Source organism: Mesorhizobium sp. M0306, assembly GCF_040321655.1.
GTDB lineage: Bacteria > Pseudomonadota > Alphaproteobacteria > Rhizobiales > Rhizobiaceae > Mesorhizobium.
In genome coordinates this window covers 13,152-37,258 of the sequence record NZ_JAMYRY010000041.1, presented here as the reverse complement: position 1 = coordinate 37,258, position 24,107 = coordinate 13,152, and the positions used below count along the sequence as shown (strand labels likewise).

Annotated in this window: 19 protein-coding genes; 4 read left to right on the top strand and 15 right to left on the bottom strand. The window is 63.1% G+C overall.

Translation table 11 applies throughout. The annotated features are described in order from the left end of the window. Positions 1 to 401: 401 nt before the first annotated feature. From tatC to NKI95_RS31260, 9 genes are all read right to left on the bottom strand, one after another. Positions 402 to 1,265: a twin-arginine translocase subunit TatC gene (gene tatC / locus NKI95_RS31300; protein WP_023720061.1), complete on the bottom strand. Its 864-nt coding sequence runs from the start codon at positions 1,263 to 1,265 to the stop codon at positions 402 to 404. Then, the gene (gene tatB / locus NKI95_RS31295; protein ID WP_352721669.1) at positions 1,262 to 1,969 is read right to left on the bottom strand and encodes a Sec-independent protein translocase protein TatB; all 708 of its coding nucleotides are present in this window, start codon (positions 1,967 to 1,969) and stop codon (positions 1,262 to 1,264) included. Before tatB ends, tatC begins: the two co-directional genes overlap by 4 nt. Positions 1,970 to 1,997: 28 nt before the next feature. Then, entirely contained in the window at positions 1,998 to 2,219 is a 222-nt protein-coding gene (locus tag NKI95_RS31290; RefSeq protein ID WP_352490594.1) for a twin-arginine translocase TatA/TatE family subunit, read from the bottom strand. 178 nt (positions 2,220 to 2,397) lie between these two features. Beyond that, positions 2,398 to 3,177, bottom strand: a complete 780-nt coding sequence (scpB, locus tag NKI95_RS31285) for an SMC-Scp complex subunit ScpB (RefSeq protein WP_352721667.1) — start codon at positions 3,175 to 3,177, stop codon at positions 2,398 to 2,400. Next, positions 3,174 to 3,974 (bottom strand): segregation and condensation protein A, encoded by an 801-nt coding sequence (locus NKI95_RS31280; protein ID WP_023678931.1) that lies wholly within the window; start codon positions 3,972 to 3,974, stop codon positions 3,174 to 3,176. Before NKI95_RS31280 ends, scpB begins: the two co-directional genes overlap by 4 nt. Before the next feature lie 58 nt (positions 3,975 to 4,032). Beyond that, positions 4,033 to 5,052 (bottom strand): beta-N-acetylhexosaminidase, encoded by a 1,020-nt coding sequence (gene nagZ, locus NKI95_RS31275; RefSeq protein WP_352721666.1) that lies wholly within the window; start codon positions 5,050 to 5,052, stop codon positions 4,033 to 4,035. 117 nt (positions 5,053 to 5,169) lie between these two features. Beyond that, positions 5,170 to 8,802, bottom strand: a complete 3,633-nt coding sequence (locus tag NKI95_RS31270) for an SPOR domain-containing protein (protein ID WP_352721664.1) — start codon at positions 8,800 to 8,802, stop codon at positions 5,170 to 5,172. 103 nt (positions 8,803 to 8,905) lie between these two features. Beyond that, positions 8,906 to 10,663 carry an arginine--tRNA ligase gene (argS, locus tag NKI95_RS31265; protein ID WP_352721662.1) on the bottom strand — a complete coding sequence of 586 codons (1,758 nt, stop codon included), beginning with the start codon at positions 10,661 to 10,663 and terminating at the stop codon, positions 8,906 to 8,908. Between the two features lie 60 nt (positions 10,664 to 10,723). Further along, positions 10,724 to 11,938 (bottom strand): deoxyguanosinetriphosphate triphosphohydrolase, encoded by a 1,215-nt coding sequence (locus NKI95_RS31260; RefSeq protein ID WP_352721661.1) that lies wholly within the window; start codon positions 11,936 to 11,938, stop codon positions 10,724 to 10,726. Positions 11,939 to 12,011: 73 nt separating this feature from the next. Between NKI95_RS31260 and erpA the strand changes: the two genes are divergently transcribed. From erpA to NKI95_RS31240, 4 genes are all read left to right on the top strand, one after another. Beyond that, the gene (gene erpA, locus NKI95_RS31255; RefSeq protein ID WP_254818314.1) at positions 12,012 to 12,359 is read left to right on the top strand and encodes an iron-sulfur cluster insertion protein ErpA; all 348 of its coding nucleotides are present in this window, start codon (positions 12,012 to 12,014) and stop codon (positions 12,357 to 12,359) included. 2 nt (positions 12,360 to 12,361) lie between these two features. Continuing rightward, the gene (locus tag NKI95_RS31250; protein ID WP_352666048.1) at positions 12,362 to 12,751 is read left to right on the top strand and encodes a VOC family protein; all 390 of its coding nucleotides are present in this window, start codon (positions 12,362 to 12,364) and stop codon (positions 12,749 to 12,751) included. Positions 12,752 to 12,787: 36 nt separating this feature from the next. Next, a complete protein-coding gene (xth, locus tag NKI95_RS31245) occupies positions 12,788 to 13,582 on the top strand; it encodes an exodeoxyribonuclease III (protein WP_352721659.1) in 795 nt (264 codons plus the stop codon). 77 nt (positions 13,583 to 13,659) lie between these two features. Beyond that, a complete protein-coding gene (locus NKI95_RS31240) occupies positions 13,660 to 13,977 on the top strand; it encodes a hypothetical protein (protein WP_352721657.1) in 318 nt (105 codons plus the stop codon). 23 nt (positions 13,978 to 14,000) lie between these two features. On the opposite strand, the gene NKI95_RS31235 is transcribed toward NKI95_RS31240, so the two are convergent. The 6 genes from NKI95_RS31235 to NKI95_RS31210 all read right to left on the bottom strand — a co-directional run bounded on the left by NKI95_RS31235 (position 14,001) and on the right by NKI95_RS31210 (position 23,985). Then, positions 14,001 to 14,837 (bottom strand): tetratricopeptide repeat protein, encoded by an 837-nt coding sequence (locus tag NKI95_RS31235; RefSeq protein ID WP_023678939.1) that lies wholly within the window; start codon positions 14,835 to 14,837, stop codon positions 14,001 to 14,003. After that, positions 14,824 to 16,548, bottom strand: a complete 1,725-nt coding sequence (ilvD, locus tag NKI95_RS31230) for a dihydroxy-acid dehydratase (protein ID WP_352721656.1) — start codon at positions 16,546 to 16,548, stop codon at positions 14,824 to 14,826. The genes NKI95_RS31235 and ilvD overlap by 14 nt, the downstream gene beginning before the upstream one ends. A gap of 277 nt (positions 16,549 to 16,825) precedes the next feature. Then, positions 16,826 to 18,046: an OmpP1/FadL family transporter gene (locus NKI95_RS31225; protein ID WP_352721654.1), complete on the bottom strand. Its 1,221-nt coding sequence runs from the start codon at positions 18,044 to 18,046 to the stop codon at positions 16,826 to 16,828. A 381-nt stretch (positions 18,047 to 18,427) separates the two neighbouring features. Further along, positions 18,428 to 21,211, bottom strand: a complete 2,784-nt coding sequence (locus NKI95_RS31220) for a valine--tRNA ligase (protein WP_352721652.1) — start codon at positions 21,209 to 21,211, stop codon at positions 18,428 to 18,430. A gap of 293 nt (positions 21,212 to 21,504) precedes the next feature. Further along, the gene (locus NKI95_RS31215) at positions 21,505 to 22,395 is read right to left on the bottom strand and encodes a DUF2497 domain-containing protein (protein WP_352721650.1); all 891 of its coding nucleotides are present in this window, start codon (positions 22,393 to 22,395) and stop codon (positions 21,505 to 21,507) included. Between the two features lie 198 nt (positions 22,396 to 22,593). Further along, complete coding sequence (locus tag NKI95_RS31210; protein WP_352721649.1) at positions 22,594 to 23,985, bottom strand: TolC family outer membrane protein; 1,392 nt, start codon at positions 23,983 to 23,985, stop codon at positions 22,594 to 22,596. Positions 23,986 to 24,107 lie beyond the last annotated feature (122 nt).

Below are 24,107 nucleotides of genomic sequence, written 5' to 3'. Positions count from 1 at the left end.
AACAAAGACCAGAGGGCGTAAACCGCATCTTTCGTTGATGCAAGATGTCAGGCCGAGTTCCTTCGCGCCCCCCTCTGTCCTGCCGGACATCTCCCCCTCAAGGGGGGAGATCGGCAGCTTTGGGGACAGCGCCCTTTCTGCATCCTATGAGATTGGCGAAAGCGGCAAGGACAGCCGATCTCCCCGCCTGTGGGGGAGATGTCCGGCAGGACAGAGGGGGGCGCTGTCCCGCCGACAACGCAGGAACTCTCAAAAGGAAGCAAGAAACAAAAAACCCGCCTCGGGAGGCGGGTTTTTGGAGCCAATTGGCACCATACCCAAATCAGTAGCATAGCTGCCGGCACAAAGCAAGAACAAAGTTGCTGCGGCCGGCAAAAAGATGCTGCCCGCCTCAACCGAACCTACGTCGAAGACGCGTCCGCCGGCTTTTCGGCCACCTCTTCGGTGGCGTCCTGCTTTTCGCGGGCCACACGGTCGCGCTCCTTGCTGCGCTCGATCAGCCGGGCCGACCAGATCGAGACCTCGTAGAGCAGGATCGTCGGAATGGCGAGGCCGATCTGGCTCATCGGGTCGGGCGGCGTCAGCACCGCCGCCACGACGAAGGCGATGACGATCGCCCATTTGCGCTTCTCGGCCAATCCCTGCGACGACAGCATGCCGACCCGCGTCATCAGGCTGGTCACCACCGGCAACTGGAACACCAGGCCGAAGGAGAAGATCAGCGTCATGATCAGGCTGAGATATTCGGACACTTTCGGCAGCAGCGAAATCTGCACCTGGTCGTTGGTGCCGGTCTGCTGCATGGCGAGGAAGAACCACATCACCATCGGCGTGAAGAAGAAATAGACCAGCGACGCGCCCATCAAGAACAGGATCGGCGAGGCGATCAGGAACGGCAGGAAGGCATTGCGTTCGTTCTTGTAGAGGCCGGGCGCGATGAATTTGTAGATCTGCGTGGCGATCAGCGGAAAGGCGATGACCATGCCGCCGAACATGGCGAGCTTGACCTGGGTAAAGAAGAATTCCTGCGGCGCCGTATAGATCAGCTCGACCTTGTGCGGGTCGAGCCCGGCCCATTGGGTCGCCCATCTGAACGGGATCACCAACAGGTTGAACAGCTTCTTGGCGAAGAAGAAGCAGACCAGGAAGGCGACGAAAAAACCGCCGATCGACCACATCAGCCGCCGGCGCAGCTCGATCAGGTGCTCCATCAGCGGAGCCGACGATTTTTCGATCTCGTCCTTTTCCGTGTCCGAAGTGCTCACTTGGCGGCTCCCGCCGTTTTCGTGGCGGCCGGCTTCTTCGTTGCTGTCGCAGGCTTCTTCGCTGCTGCCGCCGGCTTCTTCGCTGCTGACGACTGCGGTTTTGGCTCAGCTTTTGCGGCGGCCTTTGGCGCAGCGGTCTTTGCCGGCTTGGCCGGCGCGGCAGCCGCGGCTTTCGCGGGCGCCGGCTTCTTCTTTGCCGCCGGCGCTTTTTGCGGCACGGCCGCTGCAGCCGTTTGCGCCTGTACTGCCGGCGCCACGACGGACTCGTCCGTCATCGCCGGAAAGATCGGCGTGGCCGGCGTCGGCTCCGGCGGGCTGACGCCCGGCATCGTCGTTGCGCCGTTCTTCAGCGGCTCGGCCGCCTGCTCTGTCGAAGCGGCGGCATCGACGGCCGGCTTGGGCTTCATCACGGCATCGACGCCGGAACGGACGTCGGCGGCGGCCTGCTTGAATGGATTGAGCTGCTTCCTGATCTCGGCTGCCGGATTGAGGCTTCTCAGCGAATCGACCGACTTCTTGACGTCGTCGAGTTCGGCTTCCTTCAGCGCATCATTGAACTGCCGCTGGAAATCGGACGCCATGGCGCGCAGCTTCGCCGTCGTGCGGCCGAAGGTGCGCAGCATGTTGGGCAAATCCTTGGGCCCGACGACCACGATCATGACGATCGCGATCACCAGCATCTCGGTCCAGCCGACTTCGAACATGGCTATACGTTCCGACTAAAGTTTGGGCTCAGCTTTTGCTGGCCTTTTCCTTCGGTACCGAAACGGTTTCGTCGGCACGGTGTTCGACAGTGCGCTTGTCCTCGGCAGTCTCGTCGTCGGCCATGCCCTTCTTGAAGCTCTTGATGCCCTTGGCCATGTCGCCCATCAGCTCGGGGATCTTGCCGCGGCCGAAGACCAGCAGCACGATCACCAGAACGATCATCCAGTGCCAAATCGAAAATGAACCCATAGCAAATCTCTCTCGAACGGTTTCCCAGACGCTGATCTATGCGCTTTCGGGTTCGGATTCAAACAGAACTGCGACAGAGTTCATGAATGAGTCGCCGAAGTCACGCACTTTCGGCACGGCGGCCCGCTACCAATCGGCGCAGTTCCATCCCGCCTGTGGCTTTAAGATGGCGCTCGGCTCAATCTTCCGTGACGCGCGGCGTCAAAAGGCCCAGTTCTTCGAGGTCGATATCGGTCAGCGGATCCTCGTCGTCGGTGAGCGCATCGGGGTCGGCCGGCGGCAGCGGCACCGCGAAATTCGACGGCATGCGGCCGGACAGCAGCCCCGCACCCTTCAATTCCTCCATGCCGGGGAGATCGCGTATCTCCTCCAGCGCGAAATGGTCGAGGAAAATATCGGTCGTGCCATAGGTGACGGGACGGCCGGGCGTACGGCGCCGGCCGCGCATCCTCACCCATTCGGTCTCCATCAGCGTGTCGAGCGTCCCCTTTGACGTCTCGACGCCGCGGATATCCTCGATCTCGGCACGCGTTACCGGCTGGTGGTAGGCGATGATCGCCAGCACTTCGAGGGCAGCGCGGGAAAGTTTGCGCTGTTGCACCGTGTCACGGCTCATCAGGAAGGCGAGGTCGCCGGCGGTGCGAAAAGCCCAGGCATCGCCGACGCGCACCAGATTGACGCCGCGCCGAGCATAGATCTGCTGCAGTTCGGCCATCGCCGCGGCAATGTTGATGCCGTCGGGCAGCCGCGAAGTGAGCTGTTTTGCGCTGACCGGCTCGGCGCTGGCGAATACGATCGCCTCGGCCATCCGTACGGCCTCCGCCATATGCAGCCGCTCGCCAGGATTCTGCGTCAAATTCTGCCCCTGGTTTTGTGCCGGGTTTTCGGCGACCGCGCCTTGCTCGACGTCGTCTTCGACCTTGAACGGAATGACCGAAGCGTTGGCGCGTTCGCTCATGGTGTCACCTCGACTATCTTGATGGCCTGGGCGCGGCCGCGCAGATAAAGCGGCGCGAACACCTGGTCCTGCCGCATCTCCATCTTGCCTTCGCGCACCAGTTCCAGCGTCGCGGCAAACGAGCTGGCAACCGCGGTGCGCCGCTCTTCCGGGCCGGCCAGATATTCGACCAGGAAACTGTCGAGCGCCGTCCAGTCGCGCAGCGACCCGATCAGCCTGGTCAGCACGTCGCGCGCATCCTTGAGCGACCAGACGCCGCGCCTGGCGATCGTCACATTGGTGATCGCCTGCTTCTGGCGCTGCTGGGCATAGGCGGTCAACAGGTCGTAGAGCGAGGCCGAATAGGCATTGCGCTTCTCGACGATGACCATTTCCGGCATGCCGCGTGCAAACACGTCGCGTCCGAGCCGGTTGCGGTTGACCAGGCGTGCCGCCGCGTCGCGCATCGCCTCCAGCCGCTTCAGCCGGAACTGCAGCACCGCCGCCAGCTCCTCGCCGCTTTCGCCTTCGTCGCCGGGCTGCTTGGGGATCAGGAGCTTCGATTTGAGAAACGCCAGCCACGCCGCCATCACCAGATAGTCGGCGGCAAGCTCCAGCCTTAGCGCCCTCACCTTCTCGACGAAGGCCAGATACTGTTCGGCCAGCGCCAGGATCGAGATACGCGACAGGTCGACCTTCTGATTGCGGGCAAGATGCAGCAGAAGATCGAGCGGACCTTCGAAGCCGGCCACATCGACGACCAACGCCGGATCGCCGGTCAGCCGAGAATCGTCGTTCTCGGCCCACAAGCGGTCCATCGGTGCGGCCTTGCCGGCCTTCAGGTCCAATGTTTCCGCCACTTCGCTTCCTTTGATGCTAGGCCACCGCGTCGAAATAACTGGCAAATTCGGCCCGAATCTCGGTCTCGTCCGCCACGTCACGGTTCCTGATATAGGTCAGCGCCCGCTCCGCGCGCTCAAACGACTTGCCTTCAAGCCCGGTCGTGCGCGATGCAATGCCGGCCATCTCCTCGAACACGCCGTTGCAGTGAAGGACCAGATCGCAGCCCGCCGCAAGGATCGCGGCCGCCTTTGATGGGAAATCCCCAGAAAGTGCCTTCATCGAGGTGTCGTCGCTCATCAACAGCCCGTCGAAGCCGATTTCGCCGCGGATGATCTTTTCGATGACCTTGCCGGATGTCGTGGCCGGGTTCTTCGGGTCGATCGCGCTATAGACAACATGCGCCGTCATCGCCATCGGCAAATGGTTGAGCTCCCTGAACGGCGCAAAATCATGCCGCTGCAGGTCGCCGATCGAGGCATCGACGGTCGGCAGTTCGAAATGCGTATCGGCGAAGGCCCTTCCATGACCGGGAATATGCTTCATCACCGGCAGCACGCCGCCCGCCATCAGGCCTTCCGCCGCGGCGCGACCCAATTCGACGACGGCGCGCGGCTCCTTGCCATAGGCGCGCGCGCCGATGACGTCGCTGGCGCCCTCTATCGGCACGTCGAGCACCGGCAGGCAATCCGCCGTGATGCCGTAGCGCAGCAGATCGAAGGCATGCAGCCGCGCCATCAGCCAGGCGGCACGGGTGCCGGCGTCATGGTCGTCGCGCCACAAGGCACCGAGTGCGCCCGCAGCCGGATAGTTGGGCGCCAGCGGCGGCCGCAGGCGCTGCACCCGGCCACCCTCCTGGTCGATGAATACGGGCGCATCCGCACGCCCGACGCAGTCGCGCATGGCGGCGACCAGATCGCGGATCTGCTCGGTCTCGCCGATATTGCGCGCAAACAGGATGAAGCCCCACGGGCATTCGTTGCGGTAGAAACGGATCTCGTCGCGGGTCAGTGATTTCCCGGCGCAGCCGAGGATCATGGATTTTGATTCGGTCATGCGGAACAGTTTAGAGCTTCGCGCCGACAAAGGGAATCGCCCGCAATTGCCTCCAAAGCTTTCCGCTCACGCAAAAAAGCCGGCGCGGGCGCCGGCTTTCGAGGGGCTTTGGTGCCGCTAGTGGGACACGAAGCAATTGCCGCCGGCAGCCTTGTAGCTGGTGCACAGTTTGATCGCCTCGTTGCGAGACTGCGCCGGAACGCGGACGCGGTAGAAGGTGCCCTTGCCGGCAATCTCGGCCTTGACGATGTTGGCGGTGCGGCCGGAAAGCACGCTGCCGTAGCGGCGCTGCAGATCCTGGTAAGTCGCCTGGGCGCTTTCGACTGTCGGCTGCGAAGCGATCTGTATCGACCACGAACCAGCGCCGGCCGCAGCCGGATCGATGGAAGCAACCTGATCGGGCTTGACCTCGCCGACCACGTCGACCGGCTGGTCGGACGGACGCTGCGGCGCCACCGGAACCGTGGCCGGGGTGCTGGCGGACTGCTTGCTGGCTGACGGCTTGGCTTCAGCCTTTGTGTCGGGCTTGGGCGCCGGCTGCAGCTTGGTGGTTTCGGCCTGATCGCCACTCGGCTGGTCACCAATCTTCTGATCGCCAATCTTCGGATCACTTGTCATTTGGTCGATCAGGGGCACGGTGCCGGTCTGCGCGGCGGCGTCGGCCTGGCCCGCCGGAGCCACGTGCTGCGGCGCCGGATCGGCCGGCTCGGCAGCAGCCATCTGCGGGGCGGCAGGCGCCGGATCTTCGCGCGCCACCAGCGAGCCGTCAGGTTTCACGACCATGGTCCGTACCTTGCGCGGCGCAACGGCGACGATCTCGGGGTTTGCACCCTTCTCGGCCTCCTGCAGGACCTGCGCGATGCGATCCTCGGACTTGGGCGCCGGTGCGGCGGCGGTTTCGGAAGCGCCAGCTGCATTGGCGCCAAGCGCGCTGGGGTCAGACGCGTTGGTGTCAGGCACGTTGGTGCCAGACGCGTCGGTGTCGGACGCCACGGTGCCGGGCGCGTCGATATCGTCTGCGGCATCGGGGTCATTGGGCGAAAGATCGACGACGCGGCTCTCCGGTTCGTTGGCCTTCAGGTCCACAGGCTCTTCGGTGTTGGTGACCAGCTTCTGCTGAACGGGCTCGGCGGGCTTGGCGCCCTTGACCACAGCGTCATAAACCTTGTTGTCCTGGTTCGGCACGACGGTGCCGCCTGGATTTTCCGGCTTGATCTTGATCGGCCTGTTGTCCGCCTTGACGATAACCGGCGCATCGCTGCCGCTCTTGCCGCCGTGGGTCAACGCAAAGGCGCCAAGGCCTCCGGCGATCGCCACCGCGCCAACCACCGCTCCTATCAGCAGCCCGCGCCTGCGCGGCTGCCTTTCGGCCCCGCGTTCGGCAAGACCCGGAACCGACATCTCCTCGTCCAGTTCGGGATCGTAATCGAGCTCATCGAAGGTGAAATCGTCGGCCTGCGAAACCGGCTGGCCACTGGGCAATGGGGCCAGATCGAAACCGTCCGCTGCATCGGCATAGGAAGCGGCCGCCGCGCTGACGGGGGCTTCCGCAGGCTTGGCGCCATAGGCGCGCGTCTCGCCGCGATCCTGCTTATAGCCAGACGCGAAGCCGGCATCGTATTCATCGTCGTAGCCAGCACTGCGCACCGGGGCGGGCGCTATATCCGTGGCATTCATTTCGGTGAGAAGGCTGGCAAAATCGGCATCAAGATCGTCGTAGGCGGGCGCCACCGGCTCGTCATCGTCGAAGTTGAGCTCCGGAATGTCGAGATCGTCCGCCAGCGCCACGACGCGCTCGGGCACGTCGACCGTCTCGACATCGGGCATCTCGTCATATGCGGAAGGCTGTTGATGCGAGGTTGGTGCAGCTTCCGTGTAGGCGGGCCGATCTTCATAGGACGGCCTCTCTTCGACCGGTGCGGCCCGATTGGACGGCGTTGCAGCCGGCTGCGGCGGTGCCGGACGCGCCGAAGCGACCGGCTGGCTTGCAAAAGCGGGCTGAGGCTGTGCGACGGGCGTCACGCGGCTCCACGAGCGGGCCGGCTCGGGCGGTGTGGCGCGTGTCGTCAGCCAGTTCAGCGCATCGAGCGGATCTTCTTCGGAAGCAGCTGCGGCACTCTTGTCGGCCGAGTCATGATCCAGGCCGATATTCCTGGCGAAGTCGGCATCGAGCGCATCGTTGTCTAAATCATCCGCAGGTCCGGCAGCGGCTTCAACACCGAAATCCTCGCCTTCAAGCTCATCGAGGAGGACACTGCCAAGATCGGCGTCATCGGCGGCACTGGACTGCTGCGGCTCAGCGGGCTCGTGCTCGTCGAGTTCCCAATCCAGCTCGTCGACAGGATGCACCGGTTCGTTGGTGACGTCTTCAGCCGCACCCATGGGCTGTTCAGCAGCCACTGCTGGCTTCTGAATTACCGGCGCGACGGGCTGCTGAGCAACCATAACGGGCTTCTGGGCAGGCTGCTGGGCAGACTGCTGGCTTGTCTGAGGTTCGTTGACCGTTTGTGCCGGTCGTGTGCTCATCGCACCCAGCAGCGCGTTCAGCTCGTCCTCCAGGCTGCGTTCCTCAGCCACTGGGGCCGTCGGGACGACAGCGGCGGCCGGCGCCGCTGGTTCGGCTGCAACGACCTGCGCCACCGGCTCTTCGGCGTCCTCGGCAGGCGCATCGTCGAAGCTCAGATCGAAATCGTCGTCGAACGCCGCTTCGGCGGCCGTGCCGGAAAGCCGGGCGGCCTCTGGCTCTTCGATCGACAGCTCTTCGATAAACGCTGGTTCTTCGATTTCGGCAGGCTCGTTCGGGCGAACGTCGAAGTCCATGTCGACATCGGCCATGGCATCATCGAAATGGCCGGCAAGATCCTCATCGGCCGAAACCGCCTCAGCCGGCGATGCCGGGGCGGCGACCGCCGGCTCATGTTCGTCGAACATCAGCTCGTCTTCGAGCGAGCTTGCAACGGCATCGTCGAACTCGTCATCGAACGCAGGCGCGGCGGCTTGCGCCGCGGTTTCAACGGCGACGGTCTGCTCCATCGGCTCATGCTCTTCGAGCATCAGCTCATCTTCGAGCGAACTTGCCACGGCGTTGTCGAACTCATCGTCGAAGGCGGGCTCGTCGACCGGCTCGATCGCCTCGGCTGCGGCCCTGGGTTCATCCTCGCCGGTCACCGCGATCTTGGCCGTCACATCGTCGTCGAGCCGAAAATCCTGGTCGAGCGAGGCGGCAAGTTCGTCGTCACTCGAAAGGTCATCCTCGAACGGCGACACGTCTTCGAGCGAGCCGGCGACGGCGTTATGAAACTCGTCGTCGAACTCCGGCTCGACAGCGGGAGCGAACGATCTTTCGGGGCCGGAGGCAATTTCGTCGGCGGCAACAGGAGCGGCCGCAAAAGGAGCAGCATCATCCGCCGCACTGTCGTCGAACGCGAAATCCTGTTCGAACGAGGCGGCAAGCGCGTCCTCCATTTCATCCGCGGTAGCCGGTTCGGGTGCCGGCTCGCGAAGCTCGGCAGGGGAAGCATTGTCATTGGCGTCGGCGCCGAACTCGCCCATCAACTCCTTCTCGAGATCGATGTCGAAATCGCCCTCGTCCACCGGAGGCTCGACGGCAGCGGTTTTCGGCTGGGCCGGGGTTTGCGGTTTGACCGGCTGGCGCGGGTCGAACCCCATGATCCTGGTCAGTTCCGCGAACGGATCATCGTTGGCGATGTCGTTGTGGTCGGCTGCTCTCAGCTGGGTTCTGTCTGCCATTATTGTTCCCGAACTCGCACTCATTCGGACGCCATGGACGTCGCGTAGGGTTGGCCCTTACCAGCGCAATGTGGGCAAAAGGTGACAGGTTTTTTACTCAAACCTAACGCATTTCGGTGGGCGCATTGGCTCCGATCAGCGTCAGGCCGGACGTCAAAACGTCCGAAACAGCCTGCACCAGCCCTAGTCTGGCATGCGTCAATTGTCGGTCGTTAACCTTAACAAAACGTAAGTCGGGATTATCGGTGCCCCGGTTCCAGTGTCCGTGGAAGCTGGAAGCGAGTTCGTAGAGGTAAAATGCCAGCCGGTGGGGCTCGAGCGCGAGCGCCGCCGCTTCGATCAGCCGCGGATATTCGGCGAGTTTCCTGATCAGGCCGATCTCACCCTCATCGGTCAGCAAAGCCACTTCGGCGGCCAGCTGGTTGCGGTCGAACATGGCCTCGCCCAATTGCTCGCTCGCCTGCCGAAACACCGAATGGCAGCGCGCCGAGGCGTACTGCACGTAGAACACCGGATTGTCCTTCGACTGCTCGGTCACCTTGGCGAAGTCGAAGTCGAGCGGCGCGTCGTTCTTGCGATAGAGCATCATGAAGCGGATCGGGTCGCGGCCAACCTCCTCGACCACTTCGCGCAAGGTCACGAACTCGCCGGACCGCTTCGACATGCGCACCGGCTCGCCGGCGCGAAACAGCCTCACCAGTTGGCAAAGCAGCACGGTTAGCTTGACCTCGTCGCCCGCAATCGCCCGGGCAAGCGCTTCCAGCCGTTTCACATAGCCGCCATGATCGGCGCCAAGCACATAGATCAGATCGACGAAGCCGCGATCGACCTTGTCCTTGAGATAAGCGACGTCGGCGGCGAAATAAGTGAAGGTGCCGTCCGACTTGACCAGCGCCCGGTCCATATCGTCGCCGACTGCGGTCGAGCGGAACAGCGTCTGCTCGCGGTCCTCCCAGTCGTCCGGCTTCTCGCCCTTGGGCGGCGGCAGCTTGCCCTTGTAGATGTGGCCCTTCAGCGTCAGGTCGCTGATCGCCGAGCGGATCTTCTTCGCATTGTTGGCATGCAGCGTCCGCTCGGAGAAGAAGACGTCGTGATGCACGTTGAGCAGCGCCAGATCCTCGCGGATCATCGTCATCATCGCATCGATCGTCCTGTCCTTGACGATGGCAAGCGCCTCCTCGTCCGGCATCTGCAGCAGGGAGCGGCCGAATTCGTTGGCCAGCGCCTGACCAACGGGGATCAGATAGTCGCCTGGATAAAGCCCGGCCGGAATGTCGCCGATCTCATCGCCAAGCGCCTCGCGGTAGCGCAGCATGACCGAGCGTCCGAGCACATCGATTTGCGAACCGGCATCGTTGATGACGTATTCCTTGGTCACGTCGTAACCGGCGAAGGCCATCAGATTGGCGAGCGCGTCGCCGACCACGGCACCCCGGCAATGCCCGACATGCATCGGGCCGGTCGGGTTGGCCGAGACATATTCGACATTGGTTTTCTTGCCGCCGCCGACCGTCGAGCGGCCGTAGTTGCGGCCTTCGCCGAGCAGCGCCGTCAGATGCGCCTGCCAGAAGCCGTCCTTGAGCCTGAGATTGACAAAGCCCGGGCCGGCGATCTCGGCGGCCGCGATATCCTCGTCGGCGCGCAGCGCCTCGGCCAGCCTTTCGGCCAGCGCACGCGGGTTCTGGCCGGTCGGCTTGGCCAACACCATGGCTGCGTTGGTCGCGAGGTCGCCATGGCTGGGATCGCGCGGCGGCTCGACAGCGATGCGCGACAGGTCCGGCGACACGCCATCCTTGTCTTTCAAATCAAGCGCTTCGACGGCCTTTATGATTCGCGCGTTGAAATCGGCGAAGATGTTCATTGCTATGGCTCTGACGGTTTTGCAGGGATCCGGCGCGTTGGCCGGCAAATCGAGCCCGCCCTAGCTCAAATCCGGCGTATGGTCAAACAAACGCCTGTGTTCCTTGAGCGCATAAGTGTCCGTCATGCCGGCCAGGAAATCGGCAACACTGCGCGCCTTGACGCGGTCCTCTGCCCGGTCGAGCCCTTCGCGCCAGCCATCCGGCATGGCGCGCGGATCGGCGAAATAAACGTCGAACAGGTCCCTGACGATCTGGTCGGCATCGGCGCGCACCCGCATGACCTCCGCGTGCCGGTAGAGGTGCTTGTAAAGAAAGGCCTTCAGCTCCTTTTCCGATGCGGCCGTTTCGGCGGAGAAGCTCACCATCGTCTCGCCGGCCGCCCTTACCGCTTCGGCGCTGCCGGGTTTGATGCGCGCCAGATTGGCCGTCGTCGAGACGATCACGTCCTCGACCATGATGGTGATCTGCCGGCGCATCAGCTCGTGGCTGGTGCGTACGTCATCCAGCGCCGGATAGCGCTCACGCACGCCCTTGAGGATCGACCCCGGCAGCGAGACATCCTCCAGCATATCCAGCGTCAACAGCCCTGCCCTCAAGCCGTCATCGATGTCGTGGGTGTTGTAGGCGATGTCGTCGGCAATCGCCGCGCACTGGGCCTCGATACCGGCGAAGCGGTCGAGTTCGAGGTCGTGCAGTTCGGAATAGTCGCGGATTGCCTGCGGCACCGGCCCCTTCAGCCCTTTCCCTTTGGCATCGGTCAGCGGGCCATTGTGCTTGACCAGCCCCTCCAGCGTTTCCCAGGTGAGGTTCAGCCCGTCGAACTCGGCATAGCGCCGCTCCAGCCGCGTCACCACGCGCAGCGATTGTGCATTGTGGTCGAAGCCGCCCCAGGCGGCCATCTTATCGTTCAGCGCGTCCTCGCCGGTATGGCCGAAGGGCGTGTGGCCGAAGTCGTGCACCAGGGCCACCGCCTCGGCCAGGTCCTCGTCGCCGCGCAGCGCCCGCGCCAGAGCGCGTGCAATTTGCGCCACCTCGATCGAATGCGTCAGCCTTGTGCGGTAATGGTCGCCTTCATGTGCGACGAACACTTGCGTCTTGTGCTTCAGCCGGCGGAACGCCGTCGAATGGATGATGCGGTCGCGGTCGCGCTGGAACGGCGTGCGCGTCGGGCTTTCCACCTCGTCGAACAGCCGCCCGCGCGATTTCGCCGGGTCGCTGGCATAGGCAGCGCGCGGCCGATAGCCGAATCCGATGTCGCCCAACTCGTTGGTCATAGCGTATGCCGCAGTTGACTTGCCCCGTCGCGCTTCATACCTATCATACAAAACCGAAAGCAAGGTGACGCCCATGGGCGCTGATGCCAAGACCGCCATGAAAGTCGAGATGACCGACGCCGCCGCCAGGCGGATCGCCAAGATTGTTGCGAGCGAAGCCGGTAAGACGGCCCTGCGCGTTTCGGTCGAGGGCGGCGGCTGTTCCGGCTTCTCCTACAAGTTCGATCTGGTCGACAGGCGCAATGACGACGACGTCGCCATCGAAAAGGACGGCGCCACCGTGCTGATCGACGACCTGTCGCTGGTCTATATGGGCGGCTCGGTGATCGATTTCGTCGACGATCTGATGGGCCAGTCGTTCCAGATCAGAAACCCCAATGCGGTCGCCTCCTGCGGCTGCGGCACCAGCTTCTCGATCTAGAAATGCCCGACATCGGCGCGGTCCGTCAGGTCGCGCTTTCCGCCGGACGCGACCTCGACGCAACGCTGGCGTTCTGGCGCGAGGTGCTCGGCATGAGCCTGCATGCGCGTTTCGATCCTCCAGGCATCGCCTTCATCATGGCAGGTGACGTGCGCCTGCTTTTCACCGACGGCCTGCCGGCTGGCACCGTCTATCTCGACATCTCGGGCCTCGAAGAGTTCCACGCTTCGGCAAAGGCCGCCGGCGTCCCCTTCACCGCGCCGCCGGCGCTCGTCCATCGCGACACCGAAGGCCTGTTCGGCCAGGCGGGGGAAAGCGAATGGATGGCCTTCCTAAAGGACCCGGCAGGCAATACGATCGGCCTTGTCGAACGTCACCCGCCGGATCGCTAGTCTCCGTCTCCGGACCACCAGCCTATCGAGGCCGTCATGAAAATCGTCACCTGGAACATCAACGGCGTTCGCGCCCGCATCGGCAATTTGACCCATTGGCTGACGGAAAGCGCGCCAGACATCGCCTGCCTGCAGGAGATCAAGACCGTCGACGAGCAGTTTCCTCGCGCCGAGATCGAGGCGCTCGGCTACAATGTCGAGACTTACGGCCAAAAAGGCTTCAACGGCGTCGCCATCCTGTCGAAGCTGCGTTTCGACGAGGTCAATCGCGGCTTGCCGGGCGACGATGCCGACGAGCAGGCGCGTTTCATCGAAGGCGTGTTCTCGACCGACAAGGGCGCCTTGCGCGTTGCCTCGATCTATCTGCCGAACGGCAACCCGATCGACGACGAGAAGAAGTTCTCCTACAAGCTTTCCTGGATGGCGCGGCTGGAGCGCTGGGCCGAGGAGCGGCTTGCACTGGAAGAGCCGCTGGTTCTGGCCGGCGACTACAATGTCATTCCGGAGCCTATCGACGCGAAATATCCGGAAAACTGGCTAAGCGATGCGCTGTTCCAACCCGCAACGCGGCAGGCGTTCCGGCGGCTGAAGAATCTCGGCTTCACCGAAGCCGTGCGTGCCGTCAGCGACGCCCCGGACGTCTTTACGTTCTGGGACTATCAGGCCGGCGCCTGGCAGAAGAACAACGGCATCCGCATCGACCACCTGCTTTTGTCGCCCGAGGCCGCCAACTGGTTTTCCTCGGCCTCGATCGAAAAACAGGTGCGCGCCTGGGAAAAGCCCTCCGACCACGTACCGGTGGCGATCGATCTGGCGCTGCAGCCGGCCTGACCGGAGCTGCTGTCCGGCGGCACATTGATAAGTTGACCTCTTATCGCCACAAATCGCGCGCTTGATGGGAAATCATCATGGTGGCTGGGGTTCCCATGACTACTCGATTTGCATTCTGCCCGATCGGCTGCGCGCTTGCGATGGCGGTGGCGACGCCGGCTTTTGCCGATGCAGAGTGCCTTGCCAACGGCAAATCATTCCAGATCGGCCGGGTCGCCTGCCTGACGGTTGCAGGCGGGAGCCATCTCGCCCGTTGCGACATGGTGCTCAACAACACGTCCTGGACAAAGCTCCGCGACGGCTGCCCGGAGGACACACTGGCCCCACATCTGCAGGGCACGCCGATCTCAACACCGGCGCCCGGCGGCGTGCCGGCGGAACCGACCGCGAATTGATTTAAATCTACAATCCCGCCGACCTATTGGTCGCCGCCACCCTTGGTGAGGATGTCGTCGGCCAGCGAGATCGCGGTGCGGCGGTCGGCTTCGCCGGCGGCCGCAAACGCTTCTTCCTGCATGCCGCGGATCCATGGCTGGTCGGCGGGTGAGGCCCGTTCGAGCGCCGCGGTCATCATCGCCAGCCCCCGCACGATCTTGCCGCTTTGGAAAAGCAGGTTGCCGAGCGTCGCCTGCGCGCCCGCGTGGCCCTTTTCGGCCGCCAGCTGGAACCAGCGTCCGGCCTGCTTGACGCTGGCCTTGACGCCGCCCTCACCCTTGAGGAACATCTGGCCCATCTCGAACTGGGCGTTCGGGTTGCGGTAGTTGGCGGCGGCACGCATGTAATATTCCTGGGCCGCCACCTCGTTCTCCTCGACGGGGCTGCCGGGAATGCCTTTCCTCAGATAGTCGCCAAGCGCCACCAGCGCGTCCGAAACATAGCTTTCCTCGGGCGAACCGGGCTCGACATCCTGGTCGACGATCTCGCTAAAGAACTTGAACGCCGCGTAGTCGTCTCGCGCCACGCCGTCGCCTTCCGCATACATGCGCGCAAGCTTCCAGGTGGCGCCGATCTGGCCGTTCTCGGCGGCATATTTATACGCTTCCGCGGCCTGCTCCTTATGGCCGTTCTTGTAGGCGGAAAAGCCGAACTGGAACACCGCCCAAGGGCTCGACTGCGGCTTCACGCCGGTCTTGTCGTCGAATACCTTGTCGTCGAAAGCCATGGCCTGGCCGACGGCGCCCAAGGTCGCGCCAAAAGTGGCGAGCGCAACCAGTGCCGAAAGGACAGACGACCTCAACAACTCAGATGTCCGCATAGCAGTGTGTTTCTTTGGCACCGCCGGGATGGGTGACCGCGCCGTCGCGGGCAGATCCGACCGTCTGTGCGTATTTCCAGATCGCGCCCGACTGATAATCGGTCGTGCGCGCCTTCCATGCTTTTGCCCTCGCCGCCAGTTCGGCTTTGGACAATGCAACCTCGATCGTGCCGTTCACCGCATCGATCGAGATCAAGTCGCCATCCCTAAGCAGCCCGATCGGGCCGCCCACTGCCGCTTCCGGCCCGACATGGCCGATGCAGAAACCGCGCGTTGCGCCCGAAAAACGCCCGTCGGTGATGAGCGCCACCTTGCCGCCCATGCCCTGGCCGTAGAGAGCCGCCGTCGTCGACAGCATTTCGCGCATGCCCGGGCCGCCGCGCGGACCCTCGTAACGGATGACGAGAACCTCGCCTTCCCTGTAGTTGCGATGTGTAACCGCTTCGAAACATTCCTCTTCCGAATCGAAGCAGCGCGCCGGACCCGAGAATTTCAGTTCCGCCATACCAGCGACCTTCACGATCGCGCCTTCGGGGGCAAGGTTACCCTTCAAGCCCACGACCCCGCCGGTCTGGGTAATCGGCCTGTTGGCGGGACGGACCACATCCTGACTGTCATTCCAGGAAACATGTTCCATATTTTCGGCCAAAGTGCGGCCGGTCACCGTCAGGCAATCGCCATGAAGATAGCCATGGTCGAGCAGCGTCTTCATCAAGAGCGGAATGCCGCCGGCCTCGAACATGTCCTTGGCGACGTATTTGCCGCCCGGCTTGAGGTCGGCGATATAGGGTGTTTTCTCGAATATCCTGGCCACGTCGAAAAGATCGAACTTTATCCCGGCCTCGTGCGCGATCGCCGGCAGATGCAGCGCCGCGTTGGTCGAGCCGCCGGTGGCCGAGACCACGGTCGCGGCATTTTCCAACGCTTCTATAGTAACGATGTCGCGCGGGCGGATGTTCCTTGCGATCAGCTCCATGATCTTTTCGCCGGAAGCGAAATTGAAGCGGTCGCGCATCTCGTAGGGTGCCGGCGCGCCGCAGGAATAGGGCAGCGCCAGGCCGATCGCCTCAGCGACGGTGGCCATGGTATTGGCGGTGAACTGGGCGCCGCAGGAGCCGGCAGACGGACAGGCGGCTTGCTCGATCTCGAGCAGCTCGGCGTCGCTGATGGTGCCGACCGAATGCTGGCCCACCGCCTCGAACACGTCCTGTACAGTGATCTGCCGGCCACGGTAGCTGCCGGGCAGGATCGAGCCGCCATAGATGAAGATCGACGGTACGTTGAGGCGCACCATGGCCATCATCATGCCGGGCAGCGACTTGTCGCAACCGGCCAATCCGACCAACGCATCGTAGCAATGGCCGCGCATCGTGAGCTCGACCGAGTCGGCGATGACCTCGCGCGACACCAGCGACGACTTCATGCCCTGATGGCCCATGGCGATGCCGTCGGTGACGGTGATGGTGCAGAATTCGCGTGGCGTGCCATTGGCGGATGCCACGCCCTTCTTGACCACTTGCGCCTGGCGCATCAGCGAGATGTTGCAGGGTGCTGCTTCGTTCCAGCAGCTGGCGACACCGACCAGCGGCTGCGCGATCTCGGCCGCCGACAGCCCCATCGCATAGAGGTAGGAGCGATGCGGTGCCCGCTCGGGACCAACGGTCACGTGGCGGCTCGGCAGCTTGGCCTTGGAGATCCCTCTGGCGTCCATACTCGTCCTTGCCGCGGGCGGTGCGGCCTGCCTCTTCGCCTAGCCTTTTGGCGCGTGTCCCGAGACAAGTTTGAGGTGCGCCGGGTTTATGGCGGGAAATAGGCAATGTTCCCGGGCGGCCGGGTGGCGCGAGGGTTGTTCAGAAACTGTTGCCAAAACGTCACAATTATCGGAGCGAACATCATGGGCCAATTGTTGCGCTGGCCGAACGCCGGATGATGCACCGAACAAAACGGCCGGGCAACGCCCGGCCGTTTTGTCGTTTAAAAATCTGTAGTTAGAACTTGATCTTGACGGAAGCCGAACCGGCGAGAAGCAGGTCGTTGCCGTAGGTATAGGTGACGGCATTTGCCACGTCGCCGACACCGCTGAAAGTCGATGACCCGCTCGTCAGCACACCGATCGAGCCGCCGAGCCTGACCTCGACCTGGTCGTTCGGCGAATAGGAGACGCCGCTGGCAACGGCCCAGGTATCCGACTGATAGCCCGAGGTCGTCGAGGTGCCGCGATCCCAGGTCACCGAAACCACGCCCGACAATTGATCGGTGAACTTGTGACCGATACCGCCCGTGACCGTCCAGCCGTCGCGATAAAGCAGGTCGAATGAAACGGGCGAGGGAGCACCGGTCACCGGACTGCGTACGCCATTGATGGCAATGACGCCAAGCTTGCTCCACTCCTGCCAGCGGATGGAACCGAAGGCCAGCCAGCCAGGAGCTATACCGCTCTGCAGCTTGAATTCCAGAGCCTGAGGTATCTCAGCCGACGCCGAGACTGGGTACACCCCGGTGGAGCCAGGAACCAGATCCGCTGGAAAGGCGCCCCTGAAGCCGGTCGTGTCGACCGTTCCCGACAGCCCGTCATATTTGTAGCTGGAAGAGTACATCAGGCTGGCGCGCAGAGCGATCTCGGGGATCTCATAGGCTGCGCCCGCACGCCAACCCCACGCCTCGTCGGATAGCTTGAATACGCCGAGGCCGGTATTGCCGAAGGCGAGCAGTGTCTGGCGGGACAGAAACGCGTCGACCTGCTGGTAGGAGACGCCGCCGATGAATCGTATGGAGCCCTTGCCGACGTTCACCTTGTAAGAGCAGGTGAGACCGAAATCGTCTGTGTCGACGGCGTATTTGACCGCTGTCGGTGAATAGGCGTTGTTCATGCCGAAATTTGCGTCCGCACCATACGGTCTCGTATAGGTGGCAAGACAGTCTACGGGCTCAAAGATGTTGGCCTTGATGCCGACATGCGGCACCGCATAGTCGCCACCAACGTCCACCGCCGATGTCGACAAACCCGAGCCGTCGAGGCGCTGCACATTCTTGAGTTTGCGCTGCGGCGAAACATAGGTGACGCCCGCATCGAACGAATATGGCGCCGCGTCGAACAGCTGGTCGATGTTGACGCCGCCCCGGTCAAAGCCCCCGGCTTGCACCGTCCCAGCCAAAGCCAGCGAAAAAGCCCCCGCGCCCAGCAGCACTTTCAGACGCGAATAACACATGAATCTCCTCCCCGAAATATCCTTGCATCAAGCTAGAACCAATTCAGGTTAACGGCGCAACAACGAATTCGCCGTGCGTACATGTACACCTTGGCTGAACGCATTTCCGACAAGGTGTCGGCCTTCTTCCCGAGACGGGAAAATGGCCGCCTCAATACAAATCGACGAGAAAACTCGGGAAAACCGCCCAAATCACTACAGAACAGTGCATTTTGAGTGCCCAGTCAGCCATTGTTACATTACGGCAACAATGGGGCAAAAACATTCAGTTTGCCTCAAGATTTACGCTGCGGAATGCCTGTTTTCGTGGCAGGCGGCCTATCTGGAAAGCAGATTCGTGACCGGCGAATCTATCCCGGCCAGCCGGCCCAATTTGTTTGATCAGCCGGCCTCGCGTACCCGCGTCAATGCCACCGAAAGCTTCTCTTGCGCCTCGCGATATTCGGCGAGTTTTTCGCGCTCGGCCTCCACCACCTCTTCCGGCGCGTTGGCGACGAATTTCTCGTTGGACAGCTTCTTGTAGAGCCGCGCTATTTCCTCGGTCACCTTGGCAAGTTCCTTCTGCAGGCGCGCTGCCTCCGCGGCAAGGTCGATCAGGCTGCCGAGCGGCAGGCAGATGGTCGCTTCGTTAAGCACGATCTGCGCGGAGCCCTTGGGTGCCGCATCGACCAGCGAGATGTCGCCGACCCGCGCCAGCCGCTTGATTGCCGATGCCTGGCGCTCCAGCCTTTCGTGTGTCGTGTCATTGGCACCGATCACCATCAGGGGAGCTATCGCCGCCGGCGGCACGTTCATTTCCGAACGCACCGAGCGGATGCCGGAGACGAGATCGACCAGCCAGTTGATATCGGCGGCGGCCTCCTCGTCCTCGAAATCGGGCGACGGCCAAGCCGCATGACAAAGCAGCGACGGCCGTTGCCTGCCCTCGCCGGCGGTTTCGGCCCACAGTTCCTCGGTCATGAACGGCATCATCGGATGCAGCAGCTTATAGATCTCGTCCAGCACGAAGGCGACGCATGCCCTGCTCTCGGCCTTGGCGGCCTCGTCGGCGCCCATGAACACCGGCTTCAGCAGTTCCAGGTACCAGTCGCAGAATTGGTTCCAGACGAACCGGTAGGCGGCGCCCGCCGCCTCGTTGAAGCGGTATGAGGTGATACCGTCGGTTATGTCTCGTGCGGCTCGCGTCAGCTCCGTCAGGATCCAGCGATTGACCGCGAGCTTGGCGTCCTGCAGCCAGAAATCGTCGTCGCGCGCCACTTCGTTCATCTCGGCAAAACGCGTCGCGTTCCACAGCTTGGTGCCGAAATTGCGGTAACCGGCAATGCGGGCCGGATCGAGCTTAACGTCGCGCCCTTGCGCTGCCATCACCGTCAAGGTGAAGCGCAGCGCATCGGCGCCATATTCGTCGATGAGCTCGAGCGGATCGATGACGTTGCCTTTCGACTTCGACATCTTCTGCCCGTTCTTGTCGCGAACCAGCGCATGGACATAGACCGTGTGGAACGGCTCCTGGTCCATGAAATGCAGGCCCATCATCATCATGCGGGCGACCCAGAAGAAGATGATGTCGAAACCGGTGACCAGCACGTCGGTCGGGTAATAGGTCTTCAGCTCCGGCGTCTGGTCCGGCCAGCCGAGCGTCGAGAACGGCCACAGCGCCGACGAGAACCATGTATCGAGCACGTCCTCGTCGCGGGTCAGGATCTCGCCAGGCTGGAAATTCTCGAGCTTGTCCTCGACCCAGGCCTTCCACGGCCCTTCCAGCGCCAGATAATATTCGACGGCGGCACCGAGCGCTTCTTCCTCGGTCTTTTCGACAAAGACATGCCCGTCCGGGCCGTACCAGGCAGGGATCTGGTGGCCCCACCAGAGCTGGCGCGAAATGCACCAGGGCTGGATGTTCTCCATCCAGTCGAAATAGGTCTTTTCCCAGTTTTTGGGCACGAAATTGGTACGGCTCTCGCGCACCGAGGCGATCGCCGGCTTGGCCAGTTCCGCCGCATTGACATACCACTGGTCGGTCAGAAACGGCTCGATCGGCACGCCGCCACGGTCGCCGTGCGGGACAGTGTGGCGATGCGGCTCGACCTTCTCGAGAAAGCCGCCCGCCTCCATCAGCTCGACGATCTTCCTGCGCGCATCGAAACGGTCGAGGCCGTCCAGGCTGTCCCAGACGGCCTGGCGCTCCGGCGTCACTTCCAGTCCGGCGAGAAAGTCCTCATTGTCCCTGAGGCTCACCGCCGCATTGACGGTGAGGATGTTGACCGCCGGCAGCCGGTGGCGCTTGCCGACCTCGAAATCGTTGAAGTCATGCGCCGGCGTGATCTTGACCGCACCGCTGCCTTTTTCGGGATCGGAATACTCGTCCGCCACCACCGGGATCTTGCGGCCGACGATCGGCAGGATGAGGTTCTTGCCGACAAGATGCCGGAAACGTTCGTCGTCGGGGTGGACTGCTACAGCCGTATCGCCCAGCATCGTCTCCGGGCGGGTCGTCGCAACGGTGATGAAGGTCTTCGGATTCTCCGGATCGAAGGTCACGCCCGCGACCGGATAGCGGAAGTGCCACAGATTGCCGTTGACTTCCTGCTGCTCGACCTCGAGATCCGAGATGGCGGTCAACAGCTTCGGGTCCCAGTTCACAAGGCGCTTGTCCTTGTAGATCAGCCCTTCCTTGTAGAGCGTCACGAACACTTCGAGCACGGCCTTGGACAGGCCTTCGTCCATAGTGAAGCGCTCCCGGCTCCAGTCGGCCGAGGCTCCGAGCCGCTTCAGCTGGTTGAGGATGGCGCCGCCGGACTCGGCCTTCCACTCCCAGACCTTGTCGATGAACTCATCGCGCGTCAGGTCGCGGCGGTGGATCTGCTTTTCCATCAGCTGGCGCTCGACCACCATCTGCGTGGCGATGCCGGCATGATCCATGCCCGGCTGCCACAAGACGTTCTTGCCGCGCATGCGCTCGAAGCGCACCAGAATGTCCTGCAGCGTGTTGTTGAGCGCGTGGCCCATATGCAGCGAGCCGGTGACGTTCGGCGGCGGGATGACGATGGTGAAGGCTTCAGCCCCCTCCTCGGCCCCGGCCCCGGCCCGAAACGCGTCGGCCTCTTCCCAGATCCTGGCAATCTTCGGCTCGACGGCTTTGGCGTCGTAGGTCTTTTCGAGCATGGGAAAACGGTCCGCGCTGTCCGGAATTTGTGGTCCGGTGTAAATCGGAAGGTTGTTGCCAAGTCAACCGCAAGGGCGGCGGGTTTGTTCCACGCTACGGATCACACGAGTTTGTCCGTTCCGCGGGGTCATCGCGCTCGAATTCGACATGGCTTTCCCAAAGCCGGGGCAGTCGGCTCAGTCCGAACGGCGACGTGTGGCGATAAGGCTTGAAATGGCCGCGCTGAACCGCCTAGCGCTCACGAGAGCTCCAGATAGCCCATAATAACTTCTCCTGGCTGCAGGCTGCTGTGCTACTGCGCGCCGCGCGCGACGCGCTCGATTTCCTCGCGCACCAGCCGCTCGACCAGCGTCGGCAGGTTGTTGTCCAGCCAGTCCTGCAGCATGGGCCGCAGCATCTCCTCGGCCATCTCGTCGAAGGTCTTCTTGCTGCGGCTGGCAAACGCGTCGGAGAGCTCGCCGAAGGCGGCGGCAACCTGCCGGCCCGTATGCTCCGAAAGGATCGCCGGACGTGCGGGCGGCGCCTCGCTGGCCGCCGGACGCGCCAATCCGATTTTCGAAGATTCCGGGCCGATTTTCGAAGGTTCCGGGCCGATTTTCGAAGGTTCCGGGCCACTTTCCGAAAGCTCCGGCCCAATTTCCGAAGGCTCTGGCGCAGGTCCAGCACTCGCCTCGCCCTCGAAAACCTCGGCTTTCGGCTTGGCGTCCGGCGTACGGAGTGGCTCGGCGCGCTCCGGCTTGGCTATCGCGTCGCCGACCGCGGCGATCTCGCGCCGCCAATCGGCGATGATAGTGTCGGTCGTCTCGGCAGCCTTGGCCGTCGCAGGCCGATCCGGCTTTGCGGGCGGTTCGGGAGCGGCGTTCACCTCAGCCAGCGTCACCGCTGCTTTTACAGGGCCGGGGCGCAGCGGCGTTTCCAGGCGCTCAATGACCGGCGCGGCCGCTGGCTGCACCTCGGCGCGCGTGGCCGGCTTGGCGATCTCCAGTCCGCCGCGCAGTTCGGAGCGGAACGCATCCCCCTCCGCTGCCCGTCCGGCTGCCGGCGCCGGTTGCAGATCCTGGCGCAGATCGTCCGCGTCGCCCGGCTGCTTGCGGCCGGTATCGCTGTCCTCGATGATCCTTCTGATGGAAGCCAGTATCTCTTCCATGGAAGGTTCGCGCTGTACGCTGCTCGCCGTCGCCATCGTCACATCCGCCGCCCTTGTGACTCGTTCTCAGATTTCCTGTCCGGCAATGCCGGATTCGAATCATGGCAACAGCGTAACCGACGGAACGCCTTGCGAGAATCCCCAATCTGGCGACATCTCGGATTTCAACAGATTAGGGTCGGGAGTTGAAGCCCGCGCGTCGTTCGAGCGCGGGCTGAAAACACGCCTTGGCGATCAGCGGCCGTCCGGCGTGCGCAGGCCGATCCACTTGTCCTTGACGGCGTTGTAATGCTCTTCCGGCCTGTACTTCGTCACGTTGAGCGCAAGGCGCTCTGCCGACAAATGGCCAACCGCCGAGAGGATGGCATAGCTTGCCACCACCACGTCGCGTTCGGCGCTGACAAGATTGATCTTGGCGGTGATGAGGGTCGCCTGCGCGTTGAGCACGTCGAGCGTGGTGCGCTGGCCGACATTGCGCTCTTCGATGACGCCGTTCAGGGCAAGCTGTGCGGCGGCGACCACCTGCCGGTTGGCCGTGACGCTTTGCTGCGCGGCGGTGTATTGCGACCATGCCGAGGTCACCGCTTGGCGCACGGTGTCGCGGCTGACATCGACCTCGATACGGGCCTGGCTAAGTGATTCCTTTGATTGGCGAACCAATGCCGAGGTCCGGCCGCCGGAATAGATCGGTATCGTCAATGTCGCGCCGATGTTCGCCGAATTGGTTACGCCATCCTGTGTCGAGGAGAGCGAGCCCGGCGCGGTGCCGCGAATGGCGCTCGAAACACCTGCCGACGCCGATAGTTGCGGCAGCAACGCGCCTTCGGCAGACTTCACCGAAAACGCCGCCGCGTCGACCAGATGCGCGGTGGCGAGGATGGCCGGATGCTCGGCCGATGCGATCGCAATCGCCGCATCGAGGCTCGACGGCAACAGCTTCGACACCGGCGAAGCCGGCCTGAGCCTGCCCGGCTCGTCGCCGACGATCTGGCGATAGGTCGCAGCGCTTGCCAGCGCCGTCGCGCGGGCGGCGCTCAACTGCGCCACCGCGGAGGCACGCTGGGCGTCGGCTTGCGCGACGTCGGTGCGCGTACCTTCGCCGACCTCGAAGCGCGAACGCGCCGCACGCGCCTGCTCGGTCAGGAATTGCAGGTTCTGTTCGGTCAGCACGGCGACCTGGCGGTCGCGGATAACGTCCATATAGGCACTTGCCGCGTTGAAAAGAGTGTTTTCTTCGGCGTTGCGCAGGCTTTCGAACGAAGCGCGGACCCGCGATTCGGCGGCCGCCACATTGTTCCTGGTCTGAAAACCGTCAAACAGCGTCTGGTCGATCTCGACGCCGAAGTTGCCGGTGGTTATCGAGATGTTTCGGTGCAACCGATTGCTGTGGCTGGCGGTATAATCAATACTTCCGGAACCAGTGATGGTCGGGCGCCAGCCGGACTTGGCGATGGCGACGCCCTCGTCGGTGACGCGGGCGCCGGCGCGTGAAGAATTAAGCGAGGAATTGTTCTGATAGGCCTTTGAAAGTGCCCCGAGGATGGTTTCGGCCGAGGCGGCCAGTGGAGAAAGCGCTGTCGCCGAAACGAGGACAGCGGTAAAAAGCAACTTGCGTACAGACGGCACGTTATATTCCCTCATTCGTTTTGCACGGGAACTGCGCCACGCTGGCTTCTCCTCTGATCAGCCGGCGCCGCGTTTTTTATCGTTCCCCCGCTGAAAGCCCCCAAGAAACACCCGGTTATGCA